Genomic DNA, 22,049 nt, shown 5'->3' on the forward strand with positions numbered 1-22,049 from the left:
CCTCCCTATTAAGGGAGGATTTAGAAGGGCGTTAATCCAACATACTCACATAAAACTACGGATTGCTTCGGCAAACTATGTAAGCCTCGCAATTACGCAAAGCTTAGCGAGAACAACTTAAAACTGTAAACAGTAAACTAAAAACAAACTACAAGCCATACGACAAATTAGGTCCCAGCCAGCGTTCAACGGTTTTTATGTCCATGTTTTTGCGGCGGGCATAATCTTCTACTTGGTCTTTCTCTATTTTACCCAACCCAAAGTATTTACTATCGGGGTGCGAGAAATAAAAGCCCGAAACAGCCGCAGCGGGATACATGGCAAAACTTTCGGTAATCTTAATACCCGTTTCGTTTTCAATATCCATCAAATCCCACAAAATGCCTTTTTCGGTATGGTCGGGGCAGGCAGGGTAACCCGGTGCCGGGCGTATGCCTTGGTATTTCTCACGGATTAAGTCCTCGTTGCTCAAACTTTCGTCAGCAGCATAGCCCCACAATTCTTTACGTACGTATGCATGCATGTATTCGGCAAAGGCTTCCGCAAAACGGTCGGCCACTGCTTTTATTAAAATGCTGTTGTAATCGTCGTGGTCGCTCTCAAACTGTTGTACCAGTTTTTCTATGCTCTTTCCGGTAGTAACCGCAAAAGCACCCATGTAATCGGCAATTCCTGTTTCTTTGGGAGCTATGTAATCGGCCAAGGAGTTATTAGCTATGCCTGAGCCTTTTTGGTTTTGTTGACGCAAAAAGTGAAAGGTTGTAAGTACTTGTGTGCGGGTATCATCCGTATATAATTCAACATCGTCATCGTTCACAGTATTAGCAGGATAAAAACCTACAATGGCGGATGCTTGCAGTGATTTATCAGCAATTACCTTATCAATCATCTCGCGGGCATCATCGTACAACTTTTTAGCCTCTGTGCCCACGTATTCATCATTAAATATCTCAGGGAATTTTCCGCGCAGCTCCCATGTCTGGAAAAACGGAGTCCAATCAATATAATCCACCAGCTTCTCTAGCGGAAAATCGGTAAATGTGCGGGTACCCAAAAACGAAGGTTTGGTAATTTTACTATCCAGCCAGTTAATGCGTTGCTTGTTTTCACGCGCTTCGGCCAAGCTGATGTACGACTTGTTTTCCTTGCGGTTGCGATGGGCTTCACGCATTTGCTCGTACTCATTTTTGTGTCCGCGCTGGGCTGCTTCTTTTTGGTCTTCACTCAACAAAGCCGATGCCACAGGTACCGATTTTGAAGCATCTAACACGTGTACTACAGGCCCCATGTATTCAGGGTCGATTTTAACTGCTGTATGTATTTTTGAGGTAGTTGCACCGCCTATCAGCAAGGGTATTTTAAAGTTAAGACGTTGCATTTCGCGGGCCACGTGTACCATCTCATCCAACGAGGGGGTAATCAACCCGCTAAGGCCAATCACGTCTACTTTATGCTCAATCGCTTCGGCCAATATTTTTTCAGCCGGAACCATTACACCTAAATCAATAATTTCAAAGTTGTTGCAGGCCAATACTACACCCACAATGTTTTTACCAATATCGTGTACATCACCTTTTACGGTAGCCATCAATATTTTGCCGGCATTTTTGCTTTGGTCTCCGCTCAGGCGTTCTTCTTCTTCCATGTACGGAGTAAGCAATGCCACGGCTTTTTTCATTACACGGGCACTTTTTACTACCTGCGGCAAAAACATTTTACCCTCACCAAACAAATCACCCACTACACTCATACCGGCCATCAAAGGGCCTTCAATTACGTGCAACGGACGAGGATATTTTAGTCGAGCTTCTTCGGTATCTTCATCAATAAACTCAATAATACCTTTTACCAATGCGTGGCTCAAACGTTCTTCAACAGTCCCCTTACGCCACTCTTGGTCTTCTTTCACGGCTTCTTTGCCTTTACCTTTCACCGTTTCGGCAAAAGCCAGCAAGCGTTCGGTAGCATCGTCCCTGCGGTCAAGCAACACGTCTTCTACCAACTCAAGCAGGTCTTTAGGTATTTCATCGTAAATGGCTAACTGGGCAGGGTTCACAATACCCATGTCCATGCCGTGCTTTATACCGTGGTACAAAAAGGCACTGTGCATGGCTTCGCGCACTACATCGTTACCCCTGAACGAGAACGAAACGTTACTTACTCCACCGCTCACTTTTGCACCGGGCAGGTTTTCTTTTATCCATTTGGTAGCATTAAAGAAATCAAGGGCATTCAGCCTGTGTTCTTCTATACCCGTTGCCACGGGGAATATATTAGGGTCGAAAATGATATCACCGGGAGGGAATTTCACTACATCCACCAAAATGCGGTAAGCACGTTCGCATATTTCGATACGGCGTTGGTAATTATCCGCCTGACCTACTTCGTCAAAGGCCATTACAATTACAGCAGCACCATAGCGTTTTACTAATTTAGCCTGACGGATAAACTCTGCCTCCCCACCTTTCATACTGATGGAGTTTACTACGCATTTACCTTGCACACACTTCAATCCTGCCTCGATAATCTCCCATTTCGAGGAGTCAATCATCACAGGTACGCGGGCAATATCAGGTTCTGAGGCAATCAGATTCAAAAACTTAGTCATGGCCTCGACACCATCCAACATCCCCTCGTCCATATTCACGTCAATAATCTGTGCGCCACCTTCAACTTGGTCGCGCGCAACAGTGAGGGCTTCGTCGTATTTACCTTCTTTAATCAGTCGCAAAAACATCCGCGAGCCGGTAACATTCGTCCGTTCGCCCACGTTAATAAAATTGCTGCCTTCATATATTACAAGCGGCTCAAGGCCTGAAAGGCGGAGGGTGTAGTCTGTAATTGGGTTCGTCATAAAGCTATTTGCTGTTGGCTTTTGGCCTTTGGCTTTGTGAAATAAAATTATCGTCTTTAATTTTTGAAATAAGATTATTGACCATTTTTTGTTCAATGGTCAATAAGCTAAAAGTCTGTTCTAATTTATCAGCGCTTGCAAACTGTAATTTTTGAATAATAATTAACTGCGTTTCCAATTCGAACGCAGAACCTAACGCCACTTCCAAAAATCTTTTATACTCAATGTCACTGTTACGGCTGCATCCCTCGGCAATATTTGACGGGATAGATACAGAAGCTCTACAAATTTGACTAGCAAGTCCGTATTTTTCTTCGGTAGGTAATTGAGATGCTATCTCATATACTTTTAGTACCAAATCTATACCCTGCTGCCAAATAGTTAGCGTTCTAAAATTCCGCATTCGTTTTTAAGTTTTGCTAATTGCCAATTGCTAAACGCTAACAGCCTCTTTGCTCTTTGTCTTCCTCGGTTCATACCTCGCCGCCACTTCGGCTATTGCCTTAATGTGGTCAGGGGTAGTTCCGCAGCAACCGCCCACAATATTTACCAAGCCCTCTTTCAAAAACTCTTCAATTTGGTTGGCCATGTCTTCGGGGGTTTGGTCGTACTGTCCGAACTCGTTGGGCAATCCCGCATTAGGGTGCGCACTTACAAAGAAATCAGATTTTTGATCCATCACCTGTAAATACGGACGCAACGCTGACGCTCCCAACGCACAATTAAGCCCGATACTTAATAAGGGCAAGTGCGAGGTCGAAATCAAAAAGGCTTCTGTAGTTTGCCCGCTAAGGGTACGTCCGCTGGCATCCGTAATTGTTCCCGACACCATCACCGGAACTCGGTAGCCCAGTTCTTCAAACAGCTCCTCAAAAGCAAACAAAGTTGCTTTTGCATTTAGTGTATCGATAATAGTTTCTGCCAATAAAATATCGGCTCCGCCCTCAATAAGTGCTTTAGCTTGGTCTTTAAACGCTATTACTAATTCATCAAAAGTAACTGCGCGGTAACCGGGGTCGTTAACATCGGGTGATAGCGAAGCAGTACGGTTGGTAGGCCCCATTGAACCTGCAACAAAACGGGGTTTATCAGGTGTTTTGGCAGTAAACTCATCGGCTATTTGTCGGGCAAGTTTTGCCGACTCATAATTGATTTGATACACCCAATCTTCCAAGCGGTAATCCGCTTGTGCGATGGTAGTACCGCTAAACGTATTGGTTTCTAATATATCTGCGCCTGCTTCTAAATACTGACGGTGAATAGCCGCCAATACATCAGGACGGGTAAGCGCCAAAAGGTCGTTATTTCCTTTTAAGGGATGAGGATGGTCTTTAAGGTTTTCGTTACGGAAATCGTTTTCTTCAAGCTTGTATCGCTGAATCATAGTACCCATTGCACCATCCAATACTAAGATACGTTGCTTTAACAGTTCTTCCAGTTGTTGCTGTTTATTTTGCATACAAAAATCATTAGCACATTAGCCATTGATGATAAACCATCGCTGCTATTGTACGATTAACTAATAAAAAAGCTAGGATTTGTAGTCGGTATCTGCTCATCTTCACCCGCCACAGCAGAGGCTGTTTGGGATAGGAATTGGCACCCACCGGGATGGGTTGCCAAGACTTCACAGGGCCTAGTCCCTCCGTCTTTCTTAATAAGCAGTGCAAAGGTACATCAATTTTTTAATTATCAAGCAGGCAAAGGGCTAATATCCAACCGCAACAACATTTTTACATTACTCTTCATTTTTGCGTTGCACACTCAACAAACCCATTTTTGCTTTCTCTACCAACTGCATGGCTCGTTTAATGCGGCTATCCACATTTTTTACTGAAGTAATGTAGTGTATCAACCCGCGTTTACTGCCTGTAGTTAGTTTATCAAAAGCCGCTTTGCCTTCAGGGTCTTCATCAAGCACAGCAATCAGCTCTTCAGGAATATCCAACTCGTTTTCATCCACTAGTATAAACTCTGTTTGCACAGGTACGCTTAGCTGTATTTTGGCCGCTCTTCGCATTGGAGCACTTACAGAAAAGTAGCGCTCACCTGTTTTAAGGTTCTGAATGGCTAATGCAAACGGGCTTCCATTCATGGTGCCTTTAGTTCTAATGCGCCCTTGTTTGTTAATCCGTTCGATAATCTCATCAGGAACAATTAAGATGTAATGCATATACACCCCGTCAATACGAGTAAGCCTGGCCGCAAATTTGTACGTCTCCATGTTTGTAAACTTGTTAAAATTATACCAACTCAAGGGCTGTTTCAGCGTACTCCTGTCCGTTTATCACAATCGTAATTTTGTGAATGCCCGAATAATGCTTGCGGGTCGTCATATCATGAAACCGTAAAGTACGACTAAACGATACGGCCTTTGCTGGGTCGTAATTGTTTTCAGTAATCTTAAACAGCTTGCGATTAGCTGTTCCGTTGGCTTTCACATAATACACTCCGTACTCAACCCGTAGTTTCTCGGCTTGTTTTTCCTTTAGGGTGATTAAAAAATCCAACGTGGCCTTATCTCCAATCTTTAGTTTAGCCGGCGCAACCGTAAGCTTATCTACTTGTGCCTTAATACCTCTCTTCAAACCAAACGCATCCAGCGCATCATTATGCCCTTTTTTAAGCAACGTGCGGCTACCGTGTTTAATAATCCAATCAGTATTTGCATGGCTACCCTGCCAGCGTTTCACAATCTCCATCACCACATCGGGATTATCCTTGGCTATATCGTTTAAGTTATTGGCCACGCTACGTCGCACGGTCTCCGCAGGGTCGGTTTTTAAATTCTCAAGTATGGGTAATATTTGCGATGGGTCTTTTTTCAAAGCATGCAAAGCCATTGCCCAAGGCAAGCGCGGGCGGCAACCCTCGCTGCTCAATCTGCGTACATAGGGATTGGGGTGCTTGCTCCACGCCAACATTTGCTGCATAGTTTGCGGATACTTCACTATAAACGGACGAATGGCAAACTCAGCACTGGCATAACAGGTAATCTTTTCAAACGCCCGCATACTGTTTTCATAATCATCTATGCCGTATAACTCCACATAATCGGGCAAAAACATATGCAAAAAATCCATTGCCCCTTCCCTTCCGTCAAGCAACACATCCGTTATCTTTATCAAACTATCCGCAGCCTTTTTAAAATCGTGGGGTAAAAAATCATGCAACACCACTGCAGTATGCCGCATACGTTGTTTCAACTCAAGTGCATCCCACCCGGCAAAAAATATTTTAGAAATGAACAACGGCTTATCAAACCCTTTAATGGCCTTAGAAAGACGGTTTGTCAACGTATCAAAAAATGCAGGACTGTAGTAGTTTTTTAAAGGTTCGGGCATAATAGTGCAAAGGTAAAATACTAAAACAGGTTGCATGATAATCCATTAATTAAAATTACGAACTTTGCAGCGGGTATGGATCGTATTTTGGCAGTATTGCTTTTGTTTACCTGTTTTAAGGCACAGGCGGCTGATACTTTGCGTTATTACAAGCCGGCACGTTTATTTTCTACCACCTATAGCGCGGCTACCTATCCCAAACAATTTGCCCGTTTTGAACCCAAAGCTCCGGCCACAGTTAAAAGCATTATAATTACCCTTAGCGGTAATACAGGCGGAACAGCCACGGTACGAATGTTCGGGCACGAAGGCGGCTCGTCGTTTCCACAATTACAAGCCGATTTGTTTACCCCCATTACAATTACCAAGCAAACAAACGATGCTGCCGAGCGTATTGAAATTAAGCTGGACAGTTTAAAGTTGCGGGTAGAGAATAACCAGTTTTTTGTCGCCCTTACCAACATGGTGAACGTGCAATTACGCATAGGGCAGGACGCTGTACCCCCAAGTTGCAGTACCGACCCAAACAGCGGCGGGGATTATTTTTACACTACTGCCGAGAATACCCAAGGACAGTGGGCTGTGAATGGTAACCGTCCTTTTGTGATTGATGCCGTACTTGAATACGATGCGTTGCCTGCAAAACCATGGTTTGAAGAAGTGGGTGATGTGGCCGGCTTTAAAATACCAGGTCCGCCGTATGCCGGTAATATAGCTTGCGGTGATATTGACGGTGATAGTCACATTGATGTATTGCTTGGCGACCGTTTGTTAAAAAACAACGGCAACGGCACATTTAAGTTCATTAACCCTACAGCAGGTATCGATTATTTTCTGCAACCCGCCGCTAACTTATTCATTGATATGGATAATAACGGTGTGGACGATATACTATTCTTATCACACGACCCTGCACAAAACTATCTGTTTATAAACAACGGCAGTGGCTCATTTACAAAGAGACAAGTAAATTTTTCAGTTGATTTTAACGCTATTACCAGTTTTAGCGTTGCCGATGTAAACAACGACGGCTTTCCTGATTTGTTTATTGGCCAATTGTGGGAACCCTATGGAACACCCATGCCAAATTATATGTTTATTAATGACGGGCAACTGGGGTTTACTCTTAACAACGGCAATAAAATGCAGGGTGTTAACGGATTTAGTCGGGGCAGCCAATGGGTAGATTATGATAACGATGCGGATTTGGATTTATACGTGGCTAATTATGCAGCATCGTTAGACCGCGTTACCAGCTACGATAATTTTTTCCGTAACAACGGCGACGTTACTTGGGAGGATATTATTTCTTTTACCCCCATTGATAATAACAACGGTACCTTGTTTTATAACATGAGTACGGGCTGTGATTGGGCTGATTATGACAACGACGGGGACATGGATTTGCTGCACAGCAATTTTTCGCATCCGCGCAATATGCCGCCCGTGCAATACCTTGCTCCTTGGGGAGCAAACGGCAGCAACATTACGGTGAAAGAAGATACCCGCATGACGGTTTTGTTTGAAAACGAAGGTGCGCCCAATTATTCGTTTAAGGATTTGATGGGACAAGTATCGCAACTACCGGGTCAAGTTTCTAAAACCGGCATCCAGTTTGAAGAAACCCACGCCAACGCCGCCTTTGGTGATTTGAACAACGATGGTAGAATGGATATAATGACTACCACCTTTTACGGTTGTAATTTTAACGATGTATACATACAACAGCCTGATAAAACCTTTGCTATAAAAACCTTTCACTACGGGCTAAACAAGAAGAACGGCAGCGAAAACCCTACGTTTATTGATTACGATAACGATGGTAAGCTTGATGTTTTTATAGGTCATGGACCTGCTTCTAATTTCCGTTTTTATAAAAACACCGCTCCGCACGGGGGCAACTTTGTTAGTATTGAATTGCACGGAACTACCGCCAACAAAAAAGCCATTGGTGCCCGTGTGTGGGTATATGCCGATGGTAAAGCCTACATGCAAGACGTAGTTTCTGGGCGGGGTATCAACAGCCAAAAACCATTGCGGTTGTTTTTCGGTATGGGTGCCCATAAACAGGTAGATAGTGTTATTGTGCGTTGGCCGGGCAAATCCGTTCCTGAAAAATTTAGTACCATAACCATTAACACCCTCAACTGTTTAAACGAAGGCGGATTGGTTACTTTACGCACCACCCCTGTTGAGTCTGAATCAGCTTACAAAGTATTGGCAAGCCCCAACCCTTTCAACCATAAAGTAATGTTTAATTTCTTCCTGCAAAAAGAAGAAACTGTTGCATTACAAATTGTGGATGCTTTGGGCAGAACAGTTTACACCTCTTCTACTATTTTCGCAGCCGGACAACAACAATTAGAGTGGCTCACCCAACAAAACGGTATTATGCCAGCACAAGGCATCTATACCTATCGTTTACAAATAGGTGAAAGCATACAAAACGGAGTGCTGATAAAAGAATAACCATGCAGAAAGGCGACATTTCAAACAAGTTTAATACCCTTCGCAACAGGAACAACGATAACGACACCGGTATTTACTGGCTTACCAAACGGATGGGTAAAATCCGTAACCTTATTATTATCGGTGGTTTTTTAGCCTTTGGTGCGTACTTGTACTTTTGGTTTAAACAACACGGTGATAAACTGAAAACCCAGTGCGAAAAAGCTTACGAACAACAATTTAGCGGTCAGGTGATAAAAGTGTTTTTAGAAGAAAACAGCCGCGGTATTGTTACCGTACAATTGCTAAACGGTAATGACACTGTTGAATATTTTACGGGCTGGGGCGGTCACCAAAACACAGGAGAACACATTCGTAAAGGCTATCGTATCAGCAAACAAGCCAATTCTTTTGATTTAAAGATTGTAGGTGACTCTACTACCCAACAAGCTGTTATGGAGTTAAAAGCAACCGATACGGTTTGTAAATAATCACAAGAAGTCAAGCCATTACCTCCCTGCGCACCCTTCGGCAGGCTCAGGAAATCCCTGCGCAACCCACACTGTCAAATTGAGCGCAGCGAAATTTCTTATCTCAAATATGTCAACTCAAAGCTGAACACGCTTTTGTCATAAGATACTTCCTTCGTCAGCAGGACAGGTTTTGTGGTTACTACCAGCACCCAGTCATGTTGAACTTGTTTCACCATCGCACTACCAATTCATGCTAAATATGAAGTGAGATCCCGAATCAAGTTCGGGATGACCGCCAGCCGCACCTTTCGGCAGGCTCGGGAAATCCCTGCGTAACTCACACTGTCAAATTGAGCGCAGCGAAATTTCTTCGTTCAAATGTGTAGCTCAAAGCTTATCACACATTTCCAATAAGATGCTTCCTTCGTCAGCAGGACAGGTTTTGTGGTTACTATCAGCACCAAGTCATGTTGAACTTGTTTCAACATCGCAATACCAATTCACATTAAATACCGAGTGCGATCCCGAATCAAGTTCGGGATGACCAATATACGGCCTCTCTCCCTAGAAAAGAAAAGCCGGAGCTGGTGTCATAATCATTTAATCTTTACTTATATTAAACTCTTATTTTCCATCTTTACATAAATTTTACAAAAAACCATTTGCTAACACCAAAAATTATTATTTACCTTTGTAGCACAATAAGGTATTAAACCTATATAACGAAGTTTAACCCTTTAACAGAACTAATAAAATGCTAATGCACCGCGACATACAACTACTTAGCAACACCAAAGGATACGATGGTGGGTTGCACGTCCGTGTGCCTAAACATAAAAGCTAAACGCTTTTAGCCCCGATATTAAAAGGCCCCGGACGCAGTAACAAAGCATCCGGGGCTTTTTGTTTTCATGCTGAACTTGTTTCGGCATCTCATTACCACAACGGATAATGGGGCATAAAAAATAAAAATATCATAATGGCTAAGAACGTAAAAATTAATAATCACGAGCTGGCAGCCCTTGGTATCAGTGACAAAACCATACTGAAATCTATAGGACAACTGGCAAAAGTGATGATAAAAAAACAAGGCGTGGATAAACGCAAAGTGCTTGAAATGGCGAAGCAAGTATGGGATGAACCCGAAACGGTAGAGCAAGATAAAAGCCACCCTTTTGCAGCGGTAATTCCCGAAATAAAAAAACACAAAGCCAACGTGGTGCCTGCCATGCAGGAACACACATGGAAGCTGAGAAGCTCGCTGGGGTATGAGGTGTTTGGGGCTGACGGTATTGACAGCCATACCATTGCCCAAATGGATTTGGCAATGAAACTGCCCATAGCAAAAGCAGGGGCACTAATGCCCGATGCCCACGTGGGCTATGGCCTGCCGATAGGCGGTGTACTGGCAACCGATGCAAATACTGTAATACCCTTTGCCGTAGGCGTGGATATTGCCTGCCGTATGTGCTTAAGTGTGTTTGACCTGCCCGGAAACAGGGTGTTTGAAGATGCTGATACCCTGAAAAAACTGCTGGTTGATCATACGGTGTTTGGCAGCGGCGGAGAAACCAAAGTGAAGCACGATGAATCGCTTTTTGACCGCACCGACTGGAATGCTTTTTCAGGATTGAAACGGCTGAAAGATAAGGCATGGCGACAATTAGGAACATCAGGCACAGGGAACCATTTTGTTGAATGGGGAATTATTGATGTTACTGCACCCGTAACAGGCTTTAATGTACCGGCAGGCCAATACCTTGCTTTGCTTTCGCACTCAGGCTCACGCGGCTTTGGGGCGCATATTGCCAATACCTACAGCAATATTGCCATGCGAAAAACCCGCTTGGTAAAAGAGGTGAAACACTTGGCGTGGCTGGATTTGGGCAGTGAAGAAGGACAAGAATACTGGCTGGCGATGAACCTTGCTGGAGATTATTCGAGTGCCAACCACCACGAGATTCACAGCAAAATGGCTAAAGCATTACGCCAACGACCCATAGCACGGGTAGAAAACCATCACAATTTTGCATGGAAAGAAACCCTGCCCAATGGCGAAGAGGTAATAATGCACCGCAAAGGAGCTACTCCCGCCGGCGAAGGTGTGCTGGGCATTATACCCGGCAGTATGCTGGCACCCGGTTATGTGGTAATGGGCAAAGGCGGGCAAGGCTCGCTCAACTCGGCATCACACGGGGCGGGTAGAGCCATGTCGAGAAGTGCCGCTAAAAGTATGTTCACGCTTCACCAAATGAAAAAACGGTTAAGCGCACAAGGCATACAACTGATTGGTGGTGATGTGGATGAATCGCCGATGGCCTACAAAAACATCGAGCAGGTAATGGCCGCACAAACCAATTTGGTAGATGTGCTGGCAAAATTCAGCCCGCAAATTGTACGCATGGCCGAAGGCCGTGAGCCCAGCGAAGATTAAACGCCGCTGAGATTGTAAGAACGCTCCCCTATCCGACAAGAAAACCGCTTGTTGATACTGTAATTTTTAACACCATCCTTTATTAAACTTTTGCTATTTGGCAATTGCAGGGATGTATTTTGTTCAGATAAATGTAATAACTAAAAATATTAAATATATGGCTTTATTTACCCGTGGCAACCTTTGCAAATTATGCGGGGTGCCAATGGAAAACCGCAGGGATGTTATCATCTTCCCACACTTGGTGAGCAACCTGCACGATCCTTTGTTTGTTTTTAACGGTGCTGCGCTACACAAAATTTGTGTAAACCAACACCCTTGGGGCAAAATGGCAGTGCGCCAAAAACAATTTGTGCACGAAACCATTTTACCCAACGCAAACAGGGAGTGTGTATTGTGCCACCAAAAAATAACCGATGCAGCCCAATTAATTGCTACTGGGATATTAACCCCCGATACAACAAACCCATTGTTCCGTTTCAACTGGCTTGAGGCACACAAAAGGTGCATACCGCACTGGAAAGAATTGCCTGTACTGGTGAATGAGTTACAAAAGTTTGCTAAAAGCGGTAAATGGGTTGATTTTACTCCCGAACACCGCGCAATGGATAAGTTGCTGGATGTTTTGCGGCCCCTTGTACCCGGCCGTGCCGAAAGTGCACGCTTATAATATTACAACGGCAAAGCAGTAATTGATTTGTATAGGCCAAAGGCACTAGGTGAGATAACAATTCACTTTAGTGCCTTTTGTTTATTAATGAGCTACTGATGCTGATAAAAAATAATCAAAAAGTAATGTACGGTATCGTGTTTATTATATTAGCTTTGAGTAACAAATCATTGCATTGTTCCATACGGGCTAACACCCCATAATTTGTGCTACTGCGGGCACATTAAACCTTGCAGGGCAGCTTATCCAGCTGTTTAATCAATCGAAATTATTAATACTAACTACTATCAAAAACATTACTATCATGACAACAAATGCAAATCTTGTAAACGCTTGGATTTATCTGAACGAAGACGAACCCAGCGGAGCTACTTACAACAGCCCTAACAGCTGTTACCAAACCCTTATTCAAAACAACGTATATCAAGCCATTGATATATTGTACATGTGTTTTGTAGAAACCGTGCCAACCAGTAGCAGCACTATTCCTGCGGGCGACGGTTCATCATACACCATTGCGATGGGCAATGCTCCGCACAATCAGGTGTATATGGAGAATATTTTAAACGATGCGCCAAAAAACAACCCCAACCTTAAGTTTGGTGTAACGCTTGACTACGGCGGTGCAGGCGACCAGATTAAGAACATTTTTTCAAACTCAAACTATACCCCTGAACAAAATGCTGCAAACTTTGCCCAGAACTTGTTGAAGTATATGCAACACTACGGGCTGAACGGATTTGACGTGGATTGGGAATGGAACTTATCTACTGTTACTACTACCGACCAATTTAAAACGCTGTTCAAAGCAATCGGCGAAGTGTTTCAGCAACAAGGCGAGCAATACTATTTGTCGATTTCTCCTGCCACCAACGATCACACCGATGTTGATACCATTAATAACTACATCAATTTTGTGAATTTGCAGATGTATTACAGCACCGGTTTACCCTCAGAATTTACAGGTGTTAACCAAAACCTGTTTGGCTACGGAGTGAAGTTTGAAGCAAACGGACAAACAAGCAACCCATGGTACACTGGCAACCAAACTGCACTAAACGGCTATCAGCTAAATACTGCCAACAACCATTTTAACTCGTATATAAACTGGCGTTTAAACTCACAAAACTTTTTGTTTGAGCAAACTCAGCAACAAGTATTGTACGGTTTGGTACACAACAACTATGCTACCCAAAACCAATGGGGCGGTTCATCAGCTCCTTGGCACAACGGCGGTACTTGGGTAATTGGTGCCCGCAACAACCAACACGTGGTAGCGGTGAATGCAACCTCTACCGACGGCGGTAACACCTTAAACGGCACTATGACCTATGCTGGCGAAGGCCCAATAGGGTTTATAGCAACGTTGGTAGGTAACAACACCTATCAGGTACAAAACCAATGGGGCGGTTCATCAGCTCCTTGGCATCCGGGCGGTGCTTGGTTAATGGGCTGCCGACCTAACCAAAATGTAGTTGCCTTGAATATCAGCTCTACAGATGGCGGTCAAACCCTTAACGGTACTATGACCTATGCAGGCGAAGGCCCGATAGGATTTACCGGAGCTTTGCAAAACCCTGCCGGCCAAACCGCCAGTATGTAATTGCATCAACATTATATCAATCAAAAGCCCGCGGAGATTTTACTCCGCGGGCTTTGTTTTTTACATGGGATTAAAATCCCATACTATTAAAATTACAATATGCGGGAGGACTTAAGTCCTCCCGCATATTGTAATTGCAAGAAAATCATTTTTTAACCTGATGCAACATCTAAAATAAAATTACCGCAACGATTGGTAAATCAGTTGCGCCGTATTGGCCGAAGCACCCTCGTTACCCAATTTAGTTTTCAATTCTTTATAGCCTTGTAACATTGCATCGCGTTTAGCTCCGCCTTTAATAATGGCTGCCAACTCGCTTTTGATGTTATTTTCGGTCATCTCGCCTTGTATCAGTTCGCGCACCAGTTCCTTATCCATCACCAAGTTTACCAGCGAAATGTATTTGATATTCTTTACCAATTGCTTGGCAATAAGGTACGATACATTACTGCCTTTATAACAAACTACTTCGGGTACTTCAAACAAAGCGGTTTCAAGCGTGGCAGTGCCCGATGTAACAAGGGCAGCCTCAGCAATACTTAATAAATCGTAGGTTTTGTTTGAGATGATTTTAACCGAACTCTTCACCGCTTGCGGTATCAAACTTTCATAAAAAGCTACGGGCTGCGATGGCGCTCCCGCAATCACAAACTGATACTTGGGAAAATCACCAATCACCTTCAACATTTCACCCAGCATTTTGGTTATTTCCTGCTTGCGGCTGCCCGGTAACAGGGCAATCACAGGTCGGTCGTCAAGTCCGTTTTTTTCTTTAAAATTATCTTCAGTGGCAAAACTCTTTAGTGCATCTAATAACGGATGACCCACAAAATGCACATCGTACTGCCAGCGGTTTTTATAAAAATCCTTCTCAAAGGGCAGTATCACATACATTTCATCCACGTATTGCTTAAACTTCTTCACCCTGTTCTCTTTCCATGCCCACACCTGCGGCGATATATAATAATGTACCTTAATACCGTGTGCGTGGGCAAACTCAGCCACAGGCAGGTTAAACCCCGGATAGTCTATTAATATCAATGCATCGGGTTTCCAAGCCAGCACATCCGCCTTGCATTGCTTCATAAAACCCAATATGGTGCGCAGGTGCATCACTACCTCTAAAAACCCCATGTAGGCCCGCTCTTTATAATGGCTCACCAACTCACCACCTTGCCCCTGCATCAAATCCCCGCCCCAAAACCTAAACTCAGCCTCAGCATCCATCCGTTTCAGTTCCTTCATCAAGTTACTGCCGTGTAAATCGCCCGAAGCCTCGCCGGCTACTAAATAGTATTTCATTACAGCAAAATTAGGGCTTTGTGTTAACTAAACTCACATTTGTAACTTATTAGCCGTCTTACTACACATTAAAAGTCAACAGTAAAATTTATAAAATAACTTATATTTGAGTTTTATACGTTGTGAGACAAAAAATATCCATACAAGTGTTGGCACTGCTATTGGCTGTACTAACTTTTACTGCATCCGTAGGGCTTGCAGTGGATATTCACTTTTGCAAAAACACAATAAAGAACGTCAGCTTTTTCGGTACTGCTGAAAACTGCATGGCTACCCTCAACAACAATGGCTCGGGCGTATGTGTTAACCCTTCAAAAGCAACGCAAGCTTCCAACTTGCCTCAAGTATCAAAAACCCCTTGTTGCAGCAACCATACTTTTTTCAGTAAAGTTGATATCACTGCGCAACATCAAACAGCCGACCAACAACACAGCACTTTAAGCATTATTGCTGCCGTCATCCCCTCAACAATGGGTGTGGCTATATACAGCATCGGTGCACTAAACAATATCGGGCACTACTCCAAATCACCGCCCCTATCCCAAGATTTTGGGGTGCTTTATCAAACTTTCCGCATCTGATTTCTCCTTGCCTGTAGTCACGGGCAGTTCTTCTTATTGTTCGGCATCAACTGCTGAACTATTTTCATTTATTACATTAAAAAACAATTTAACAACACGTAATACTTCGTTATGAAAAAGATAATTACAACCGTTCTGGCACTATTTACAGTTGCTGTAGTTTCAGCACAAACCACTGTAAAACTGAACGTTAAACACCTACTAAAGGATAAAGATTTTGCATTAAACTTAGCCGCTGAAAACAACTTGGGCAATGCGTTTAATGTAAGCAGGTTACAATACTACATTTCAAAAATCAGCATTATACACGATGGCGGAAAAACAACCGAAGCTACGGGTGTTTACATTCTTGCCAATGCTGCATCAGACTTATCGGTTGATTTAGGTTCGTACAATGTTACTACTATTGAAGGCGTTAAGTTTTCTGTAGGTGTAAACTCACCACAAAACAACCAAGACCCTTCGCAATGGGCGGTAGGGCACCCTTTGGCACCCAAATCACCTTCAATGCACTGGGGTTGGACTGCGGGCTACCGCTTTGTAGCCATGGAAGGTAAAGCAGGCAGTAACCTAAATACCGGTTATGAATTGCACGCTTTGGGCAACGATTATTACTATGCCATCCAGATACCCTTAACGGCACAGGATGTTTTCGGTCAACTACACATTAACCTTAAGGCAGATTATACAAAAGCTCTCGAAAACATTAATGTTTCGGGTGGCGTGATTGTACACGGCGAGGGTGCAGAGACTATTAAATTGATGCAAAACTTTAGAGACCATGTGTTTACTTCTGATTCAGGAGCTAAAAATATATTGGCCGGAGTTAATGAGGCAGTATCAACCAATGCGCTTGCCATCTACCCCAACCCAAGCAATGGTAGCAATGTAAGTGTTGAAATTACTGACAACACCGTTTCGTATACTGCAATACAGGTAACCGATATTACAGGTAGAGTGGTAACTGAAATAGCGGCAAACGCCGGACAATCGGTTGAAATAGCCAACCTTGAAAAAGGTATTTATATGGTGAGCCTGATGAACGGCGATTATAGCTTGCTTACCAAAAAACTGATAGTACAGTAATCTGTAAACCATGCGCAATCTTCGGGTATACATACTCTTTGCAGCCATTGTGCTGCTGGTGTTTGCCTGCAAAAAAGAGACAAACAATACCCCCGTTACTACTGACGGAGGAATTGATGTACCCGAAGGTTTCCCTCCTATTCCCTTCCCTGTTGATAACCAATATAGTTTGAAGCGATGGGAATTGGGTAAGCGACTGTTTTATGACCCGATACTGTCTTCCGATAGTTCGTTAAGTTGTGCATCGTGCCACAAGGCCGATATCGCTTTTAGTGATGATGTGGCCTTCAGTATGGGTGTAAAAGGGCGTGCAGGTACTCGCAACTCACCAACGCTGACTAACGTAGCCTATTTGCCTTATTTTACAAGAGAGGGCGGCGTCCCTACGCTTGAAATGCAAGTGTTGGTACCCATACAGGAGCACAATGAGTTTGATTTTAACATTGTGCTGATTGCTGACAGGTTGCAGCAAAGCAAAGAGTATGTAGCAATGAGTTGGGAGGCCTATAACCGTCCGCCCGACCACTTTGTTATCACCCGTGCTTTAGCCATGTTTGAACGCAGTCTTATCAGCGGTAACAGTGCCTATGACCGTTATTACTTTCAAAAAAATACGAGCGCGTTAACACCTGATGAGATTAAGGGAATGGAGCTGTTTTTCAGTGCAAAAACCAATTGCTCATCGTGTCACGGAGGGTTTAACTTTAGCAATTACGCCTTTAGTAACAACGGTTTGTACGAAACCTATGCCGATATAGGCCGCAAACGACTAACGAATAATGACACAGACTTAGCGTTGTTTAAAGTGCCTACCCTGCGCAACATTGCACTAACCGCACCTTATATGCACGACGGCTCACTGAAAACATTGGAGGAGGTTGTGGAACACTATAATACAGGAGGGAAAAACCACCCGCATAAAAGCAAACTCATAATGCCTTTGCAGCTTACACCAACGGAAAAAGCACAACTGGTGGCTTTCTTAAAAAGCCTCACCGATTATGATTTTGTAAACAACAAAAAATTTAAACCATGAGAACTACAGCGTATATCACGGTTTTTGCAGCTTTTTCGGTAATGCTTATTACCGCCTACAGTTGTAAAAAAGAGAATAACAATACCTCTAAAGGTGTTGAGTATGACAATACCCCCTATGTGCTTGAATATGGCACATTCCCCGCTCCTACTATTGCCCAAGACAACCCTTTAACCGCACAAGGTGTGAAACTGGGCAGGATGCTTTTTTATGAGAAAATGCTGTCGAAGGACGGCTCGCTAGCTTGTGCTGGTTGCCACCGCCAAGAACATGCCTTTACTGATACTGCAAAGTTCTCTGTAGGTGTGCGCGGGTTGAATGGCAAACGTCAGGCAATGACTATTTTTAACATGGCTTGGCACTCTAACGAGTTTTTTTGGGACGGAAGGTCGCACTTGCTTCGCGACCAATCATTAAAGCCTATTCAGGACGAGTTGGAAATGGACGAAACCCTTGCTAATATCGTTTCAAAACTAAACCAAAGCCAAACCTACAAAGACCAATTTGTGCGTGCCTTTGGCAGCGAAGAAATCACCCCGCTTAAAATTTCATTGGCTATGGAGCAGTTTATGAACTCTATTGTTTCAAACAAATCTAAATACGATTTGTATTTGGAGGGTAAAGCCCAGCTTACGCCTGCCGAACAAAGGGGACGTATCTTGTTCTTTAAAGAATTTAACCCGTTTTTCCCCGACTCTTCGGGAGCTGATTGCGCTCATTGCCACGGAGGCGATAATTTTGAAAACGACCAATACATGAACAACGGCCTTGATGATAATGCAGGCATTACCGACATAGGTAGGGAAAAAGTAACCAACAAAGCCGGTGATAAGGCTAAGTTTAAGGTACCCAGTCTGCGTAATATTGCGCTTACCGCACCTTATATGCACGATGGCAGGTTTACCACTCTTGAACAGGTGGTTGAGCATTACAACAGCGGGCTTAAACAATCGGCAACGCTTGACCCTGCCCTGCAACAAACCATAAGTCAAGGTTTATTGTTAGATGCACAGGAAAAAGCCGATTTGGTAGCATTCCTAAAAACCCTTACCGATGAGACATTAACCAAAGATTCTCGGTACTCAAGTCCGTTTTAACAGCATTTGCCAAAGCAATGCAAAAAATAAACATAAAAAATATGGTATGCCCCCGCTGCATAAGAGTAGTAAGCGAAGAGCTTACGAAGGCGGGGGCTGTTATAGGCGAGGTAACACTTGGCAGTGCCGAAATTCTGAACGACGATTTCGACACTGCTGCCCTTGCCGATGTATTGAAAGAAAACGGCTTTGAGCTGATTGAAGAAAAATCAGCCAAGCTGATAAATACCATAAAGTCGTTTGTTATCAGCCTTATCCGCTCAGGCTATCTGGAAGACCAAAAGCTGAAAGTATCCGTATTGCTTGAACAAGAGCTTGGTAAAGACTACAACTACCTTAGCCAGCTTTTCTCTCAAACCGAAAACACCACGTTAGAGAAATACATTATTGCCCAAAAAACCGAGCAGGTAAAAGAATGGCTGGTGTATGATGAACTGACCTTATCCGAAATGGCTTTTAAATTGGGGTATAGCAGTGTGGCACACCTTAGCTCGCAGTTTAAGCAAGTAACCGGCTTTACGCCCAGCACCTTTAAGCAACTCAAAAATCATCAGCGTAAAAGTTTAGACGAGGTGTAAATTTTGAAACATTCAGCCGGAATCCTGTAACACCCACCCCATTTTCCCACACCATCTTTGTATCGTAAAATTTAATACAAAAATGGCTGCAACAAACGGATTCACAAAAGTAACCCTACCCATACAAGGTATGGATAGTGAACATTGCGCCCTGATAATTGACAATACCCTTGCCAAAGAAAACGGGGTTATCTCACACAAAGTTGAGTTGAACAACGCACAAGCGATTGTTGAAATTGACGAGAAGAAAACAGGCATTGCCCACCTTGTAGCGGCAATACGTGACGTAGGCTACGATGTGCCTGCTATCAAAAAAACGTATCCGGTAACAGGTATGACTTGTGCCTCTTGCGCAGTTAGTGCCGAGAGCATCACCAAAGCCCTACCGGGTGTTATTAATGCATCGGCAAACTTTGCCAATACCTCACTGCAAGTTGAGTTTTTGCCTGATATTATCACTCCTGATAAAATAAAAGCTGCGCTGCAATCCATCGGCTATGATTTGCTGATTGACGAAACCAACAGCCGACAACTAAAAGAAGAGGCACATCAAAACTATTACCGCCAACTAAAGACCAAAACCATTTGGGCTTCTTTGCTTAGTCTCCCCGTAGTGGTAATAGGTATGCTGTTTATGGATATGCCTTTTGCCAACTATATAATGATGGTGCTTACCACCCCCGTTGTATTTTGGTTTGGCAGGCAGTTTTTTGCAAACGCCTATAAACAAGCCAAACACCGCTCGGCCAATATGGATACATTAGTGGCACTAAGCACGGGTATGGCCTATGCTTTTAGTGCTGCCGTTACGTTTTTCCCTACTTGGTTTCATCAGCAAGGCATACACAACCACGTGTATTTTGAAGCTGCCGCAGTAGTAGTGGCCTTTATTTTGGTGGGTAAGATGCTAGAAGAGAAAGCAAAATCTAACACCTCTACGGCACTAAAAAAACTGATAGGCTTGCAACCGCAAACCGTTACAGTAGTTCACGGCAACGGACATGAACAAGAAATAAAAATTGCGGAAGTAAAAGTAGGCGACGTATTAGTAGTGAAGCCGGGTGGAAAAATTCCTGTGGATGGTATTGTTACCGACGGACACTCTTTTATAGATGAAAGCACCATTAGCGGCGAACCTTTGCCTGTTGAAAAACACGAAGGTGCTAAAGTATTTGCAGGTACCATTAACCAAAAAGGCAGTTTGCGTTTCAAAGCTCAAAAAGTAGGCGGCGATACCATTCTTGCCCAAATAATTAAAATGGTGCAAGAAGCGCAAGGCAGCAAAGCCCCAGTGCAGCACTTGGTAGATAAAATAGCCAAAATATTTGTGCCCGTTGTAATAGTACTGGCCATTCTGAGCGGATTGGTGTGGTTGATTTTCGGGGGAGATAATGCCGTATCGCAAGCACTGTTGGCAGTTGTTACTGTTTTGGTAATAGCCTGTCCTTGTGCATTGGGATTAGCCACACCCACAGCCATTATGGTTGGCGTGGGTAAAGGTGCTGATGCGGGAATATTGATAAAAGATGCTGAAAGCCTTGAAACTGCCCACAAAGTAACCGCCATAGTGCTTGACAAAACCGGCACAATAACCGAGGGAAATACTACTGTTACCAATATTGAATGGACCGCTGATACTGATATAGCAACTCTTTCACCTGTATTGTATGCCATTGAAGCCAAAAGCGAGCATCCGCTGGCCGAAGCCGTTGTAAAATATCTTGACGGCAATGTTGCCAAGGCTGAACATCATCACATTCATGTTGAAAGTATTACAGGTATGGGGATACAAGCCCACGTAGCCAACCGTACTTATTATGTGGGTAGCAAAAAACTGCTTTCGGCCAAAAATATTGCGGTAAAAGAATCATTGCTCAATACGGCTAATGAGTGGCAACAAAAGGCAAAAACTGTATTTTATTTTGCCGATGAAACCGCTGTGTTGGCTGCCATTGCAGTTGCCGATGTGATAAAGCCTACTTCGGTAACAGCCGTGCAACAACTGCAAAGCATGGGTGTTGAAGTGTATATGCTTACAGGGGATAATGAAAATACAGCGAAAGCAGTAGCCGCCCACGCAGGCATACAACATTACAAAGCCGAAGTGATGCCGCAGGATAAACACGATTTTATTAAACAACTGCAACAACAAGGCAAAATAGTGGCAATGGTGGGAGACGGTATCAACGATACGCAGGCACTTGCACAGGCAGATGTAAGTATAGCGATGGGCAAAGGCTCGGACATTGCGATTGATGTTGCAAAAATGACCATTATATCTTCCGACCTTACCAAAATACCCCAAGCCCTCAAGCTGTCAAAACTTACGGTTACAGCCATTAAGCAAAACTTGTTTTGGGCATTCATCTATAACATTATCGGAATACCTGTGGCCGCCGGGGTTTTGTACCCCGCCTTCGGTTTCTTGCTAAACCCTATGATTGCCGGAGCTGCAATGGCCTTAAGCTCGGTATCCGTAGTAAGCAACAGCCTTCGCCTTAAGTTCAAAAACACCGAGAAATAATCTCAAAAAAACATATAAA

The 22,049-nt window shown here is 43.7% G+C and carries 17 protein-coding genes and 1 riboswitch; of the genes, 11 read left to right on the forward strand and 6 right to left on the reverse strand.

Annotation, left to right across the window (positions count from 1 at the left end; genetic code table 11):
• Positions 1–148: 148 nt before the first annotated feature.
• The 5 genes from metH to F9K23_04065 form a co-directional block, all read right to left on the reverse strand.
• Positions 149–2,854, reverse strand: a complete 2,706-nt coding sequence (gene metH / locus F9K23_04045) for a methionine synthase (GenBank protein KAB2917560.1) — start codon at positions 2,852–2,854, stop codon at positions 149–151.
• 4 nt (positions 2,855–2,858) lie between these two features.
• The gene (locus F9K23_04050) at positions 2,859–3,257 is read right to left on the reverse strand and encodes a four helix bundle protein (GenBank protein KAB2917561.1); all 399 of its coding nucleotides are present in this window, start codon (positions 3,255–3,257) and stop codon (positions 2,859–2,861) included.
• A gap of 30 nt (positions 3,258–3,287) precedes the next feature.
• The gene (locus F9K23_04055) at positions 3,288–4,313 is read right to left on the reverse strand and encodes a 5-methyltetrahydrofolate--homocysteine methyltransferase (GenBank protein ID KAB2917562.1); all 1,026 of its coding nucleotides are present in this window, start codon (positions 4,311–4,313) and stop codon (positions 3,288–3,290) included.
• 93 nt (positions 4,314–4,406) lie between these two features.
• Positions 4,407–4,518: riboswitch (SAM riboswitch) on the reverse strand.
• Between the two features lie 74 nt (positions 4,519–4,592).
• Positions 4,593–5,078: a DUF1905 domain-containing protein gene (locus F9K23_04060; GenBank protein ID KAB2917563.1), complete on the reverse strand. Its 486-nt coding sequence runs from the start codon at positions 5,076–5,078 to the stop codon at positions 4,593–4,595.
• A gap of 19 nt (positions 5,079–5,097) precedes the next feature.
• Entirely contained in the window at positions 5,098–6,198 is a 1,101-nt protein-coding gene (locus F9K23_04065) for a DNA alkylation repair protein (GenBank protein ID KAB2917564.1), read from the reverse strand.
• Positions 6,199–6,273: 75 nt separating this feature from the next.
• On the opposite strand from F9K23_04065, the gene F9K23_04070 reads away from it, so the two are divergent.
• From F9K23_04070 to F9K23_04090, 5 genes are all read left to right on the forward strand, one after another.
• Entirely contained in the window at positions 6,274–8,667 is a 2,394-nt protein-coding gene (locus F9K23_04070) for a T9SS type A sorting domain-containing protein (GenBank protein ID KAB2917565.1), read from the forward strand.
• Positions 8,668–8,669: 2 nt separating this feature from the next.
• A complete protein-coding gene (locus tag F9K23_04075) occupies positions 8,670–9,137 on the forward strand; it encodes a hypothetical protein (GenBank protein ID KAB2917566.1) in 468 nt (155 codons plus the stop codon).
• A 961-nt stretch (positions 9,138–10,098) separates the two neighbouring features.
• Entirely contained in the window at positions 10,099–11,553 is a 1,455-nt protein-coding gene (locus F9K23_04080; GenBank protein ID KAB2917567.1) for an RtcB family protein, read from the forward strand.
• 157 nt (positions 11,554–11,710) lie between these two features.
• On the forward strand, positions 11,711–12,223 hold the full coding sequence (locus tag F9K23_04085) for a hypothetical protein (GenBank protein ID KAB2917568.1): 513 nt from the start codon (positions 11,711–11,713) through the stop codon (positions 12,221–12,223).
• Between the two features lie 304 nt (positions 12,224–12,527).
• Positions 12,528–13,826 (forward strand): glycoside hydrolase family 18 protein, encoded by a 1,299-nt coding sequence (locus tag F9K23_04090; protein KAB2917569.1) that lies wholly within the window; start codon positions 12,528–12,530, stop codon positions 13,824–13,826.
• 180 nt (positions 13,827–14,006) lie between these two features.
• Here F9K23_04090 and lpxB read toward each other — a convergent pair whose 3' ends face one another.
• On the reverse strand, positions 14,007–15,128 hold the full coding sequence (gene lpxB / locus F9K23_04095; GenBank protein KAB2917570.1) for a lipid-A-disaccharide synthase: 1,122 nt from the start codon (positions 15,126–15,128) through the stop codon (positions 14,007–14,009).
• A gap of 122 nt (positions 15,129–15,250) precedes the next feature.
• Here lpxB and F9K23_04100 point away from each other — a divergent pair, with 122 nt between their 5' ends.
• From F9K23_04100 to F9K23_04125, 6 genes are all read left to right on the forward strand, one after another.
• Positions 15,251–15,709 carry a hypothetical protein gene (locus F9K23_04100; protein ID KAB2917571.1) on the forward strand — a complete coding sequence of 153 codons (459 nt, stop codon included), beginning with the start codon at positions 15,251–15,253 and terminating at the stop codon, positions 15,707–15,709.
• A gap of 111 nt (positions 15,710–15,820) precedes the next feature.
• Complete coding sequence (locus tag F9K23_04105) at positions 15,821–16,795, forward strand: T9SS type A sorting domain-containing protein (GenBank protein KAB2917572.1); 975 nt, start codon at positions 15,821–15,823, stop codon at positions 16,793–16,795.
• Between the two features lie 10 nt (positions 16,796–16,805).
• A complete protein-coding gene (locus tag F9K23_04110) occupies positions 16,806–17,831 on the forward strand; it encodes a c-type cytochrome (protein ID KAB2917573.1) in 1,026 nt (341 codons plus the stop codon).
• Positions 17,828–18,928 (forward strand): c-type cytochrome, encoded by a 1,101-nt coding sequence (locus tag F9K23_04115; protein ID KAB2917574.1) that lies wholly within the window; start codon positions 17,828–17,830, stop codon positions 18,926–18,928. Before F9K23_04110 ends, F9K23_04115 begins: the two co-directional genes overlap by 4 nt.
• Before the next feature lie 17 nt (positions 18,929–18,945).
• Positions 18,946–19,506: a helix-turn-helix transcriptional regulator gene (locus F9K23_04120; GenBank protein KAB2917575.1), complete on the forward strand. Its 561-nt coding sequence runs from the start codon at positions 18,946–18,948 to the stop codon at positions 19,504–19,506.
• An 82-nt stretch (positions 19,507–19,588) separates the two neighbouring features.
• Positions 19,589–22,030 carry a heavy metal translocating P-type ATPase gene (locus F9K23_04125; GenBank protein KAB2917576.1) on the forward strand — a complete coding sequence of 814 codons (2,442 nt, stop codon included), beginning with the start codon at positions 19,589–19,591 and terminating at the stop codon, positions 22,028–22,030.
• The last annotated feature ends 19 nt before the right edge of the window (positions 22,031–22,049 follow it).

It is taken from the genome of Bacteroidota bacterium (genome assembly GCA_008933805.1).
Classification (GTDB): Bacteria; Bacteroidota; Bacteroidia; order UBA8524; family UBA8524; genus SB11.

What these genes read in the sequence shown, in the direction of transcription:
- lpxB (KAB2917570.1), bottom strand. Translation starts at nt 15,128, where the DNA reads ATGAAATACTATTTAGTAGCCGGCGAGGCTTCGGGCGATTTACACGGC.
- F9K23_04110 (KAB2917573.1), top strand. Translation starts at nt 16,806, where the DNA reads ATGCGCAATCTTCGGGTATACATACTCTTTGCAGCCATTGTGCTGCTG.
- F9K23_04105 (KAB2917572.1), top strand. Translation starts at nt 15,821, where the DNA reads ATGAAAAAGATAATTACAACCGTTCTGGCACTATTTACAGTTGCTGTA.
- F9K23_04090 (KAB2917569.1), top strand. Translation starts at nt 12,528, where the DNA reads ATGACAACAAATGCAAATCTTGTAAACGCTTGGATTTATCTGAACGAA.
- F9K23_04065 (KAB2917564.1), bottom strand. Translation starts at nt 6,198, where the DNA reads ATGCCCGAACCTTTAAAAAACTACTACAGTCCTGCATTTTTTGATACG.
- F9K23_04075 (KAB2917566.1), top strand. Translation starts at nt 8,670, where the DNA reads ATGCAGAAAGGCGACATTTCAAACAAGTTTAATACCCTTCGCAACAGG.
- F9K23_04060 (KAB2917563.1), bottom strand. Translation starts at nt 5,078, where the DNA reads ATGGAGACGTACAAATTTGCGGCCAGGCTTACTCGTATTGACGGGGTG.
- metH (KAB2917560.1), bottom strand. Translation starts at nt 2,854, where the DNA reads ATGACGAACCCAATTACAGACTACACCCTCCGCCTTTCAGGCCTTGAG.
- F9K23_04070 (KAB2917565.1), top strand. Translation starts at nt 6,274, where the DNA reads ATGGATCGTATTTTGGCAGTATTGCTTTTGTTTACCTGTTTTAAGGCA.
- F9K23_04120 (KAB2917575.1), top strand. Translation starts at nt 18,946, where the DNA reads ATGCAAAAAATAAACATAAAAAATATGGTATGCCCCCGCTGCATAAGA.
- F9K23_04050 (KAB2917561.1), bottom strand. Translation starts at nt 3,257, where the DNA reads ATGCGGAATTTTAGAACGCTAACTATTTGGCAGCAGGGTATAGATTTG.
- F9K23_04055 (KAB2917562.1), bottom strand. Translation starts at nt 4,313, where the DNA reads ATGCAAAATAAACAGCAACAACTGGAAGAACTGTTAAAGCAACGTATC.
- F9K23_04115 (KAB2917574.1), top strand. Translation starts at nt 17,828, where the DNA reads ATGAGAACTACAGCGTATATCACGGTTTTTGCAGCTTTTTCGGTAATG.
- F9K23_04085 (KAB2917568.1), top strand. Translation starts at nt 11,711, where the DNA reads ATGGCTTTATTTACCCGTGGCAACCTTTGCAAATTATGCGGGGTGCCA.
- F9K23_04080 (KAB2917567.1), top strand. Translation starts at nt 10,099, where the DNA reads ATGGCTAAGAACGTAAAAATTAATAATCACGAGCTGGCAGCCCTTGGT.
- F9K23_04125 (KAB2917576.1), top strand. Translation starts at nt 19,589, where the DNA reads ATGGCTGCAACAAACGGATTCACAAAAGTAACCCTACCCATACAAGGT.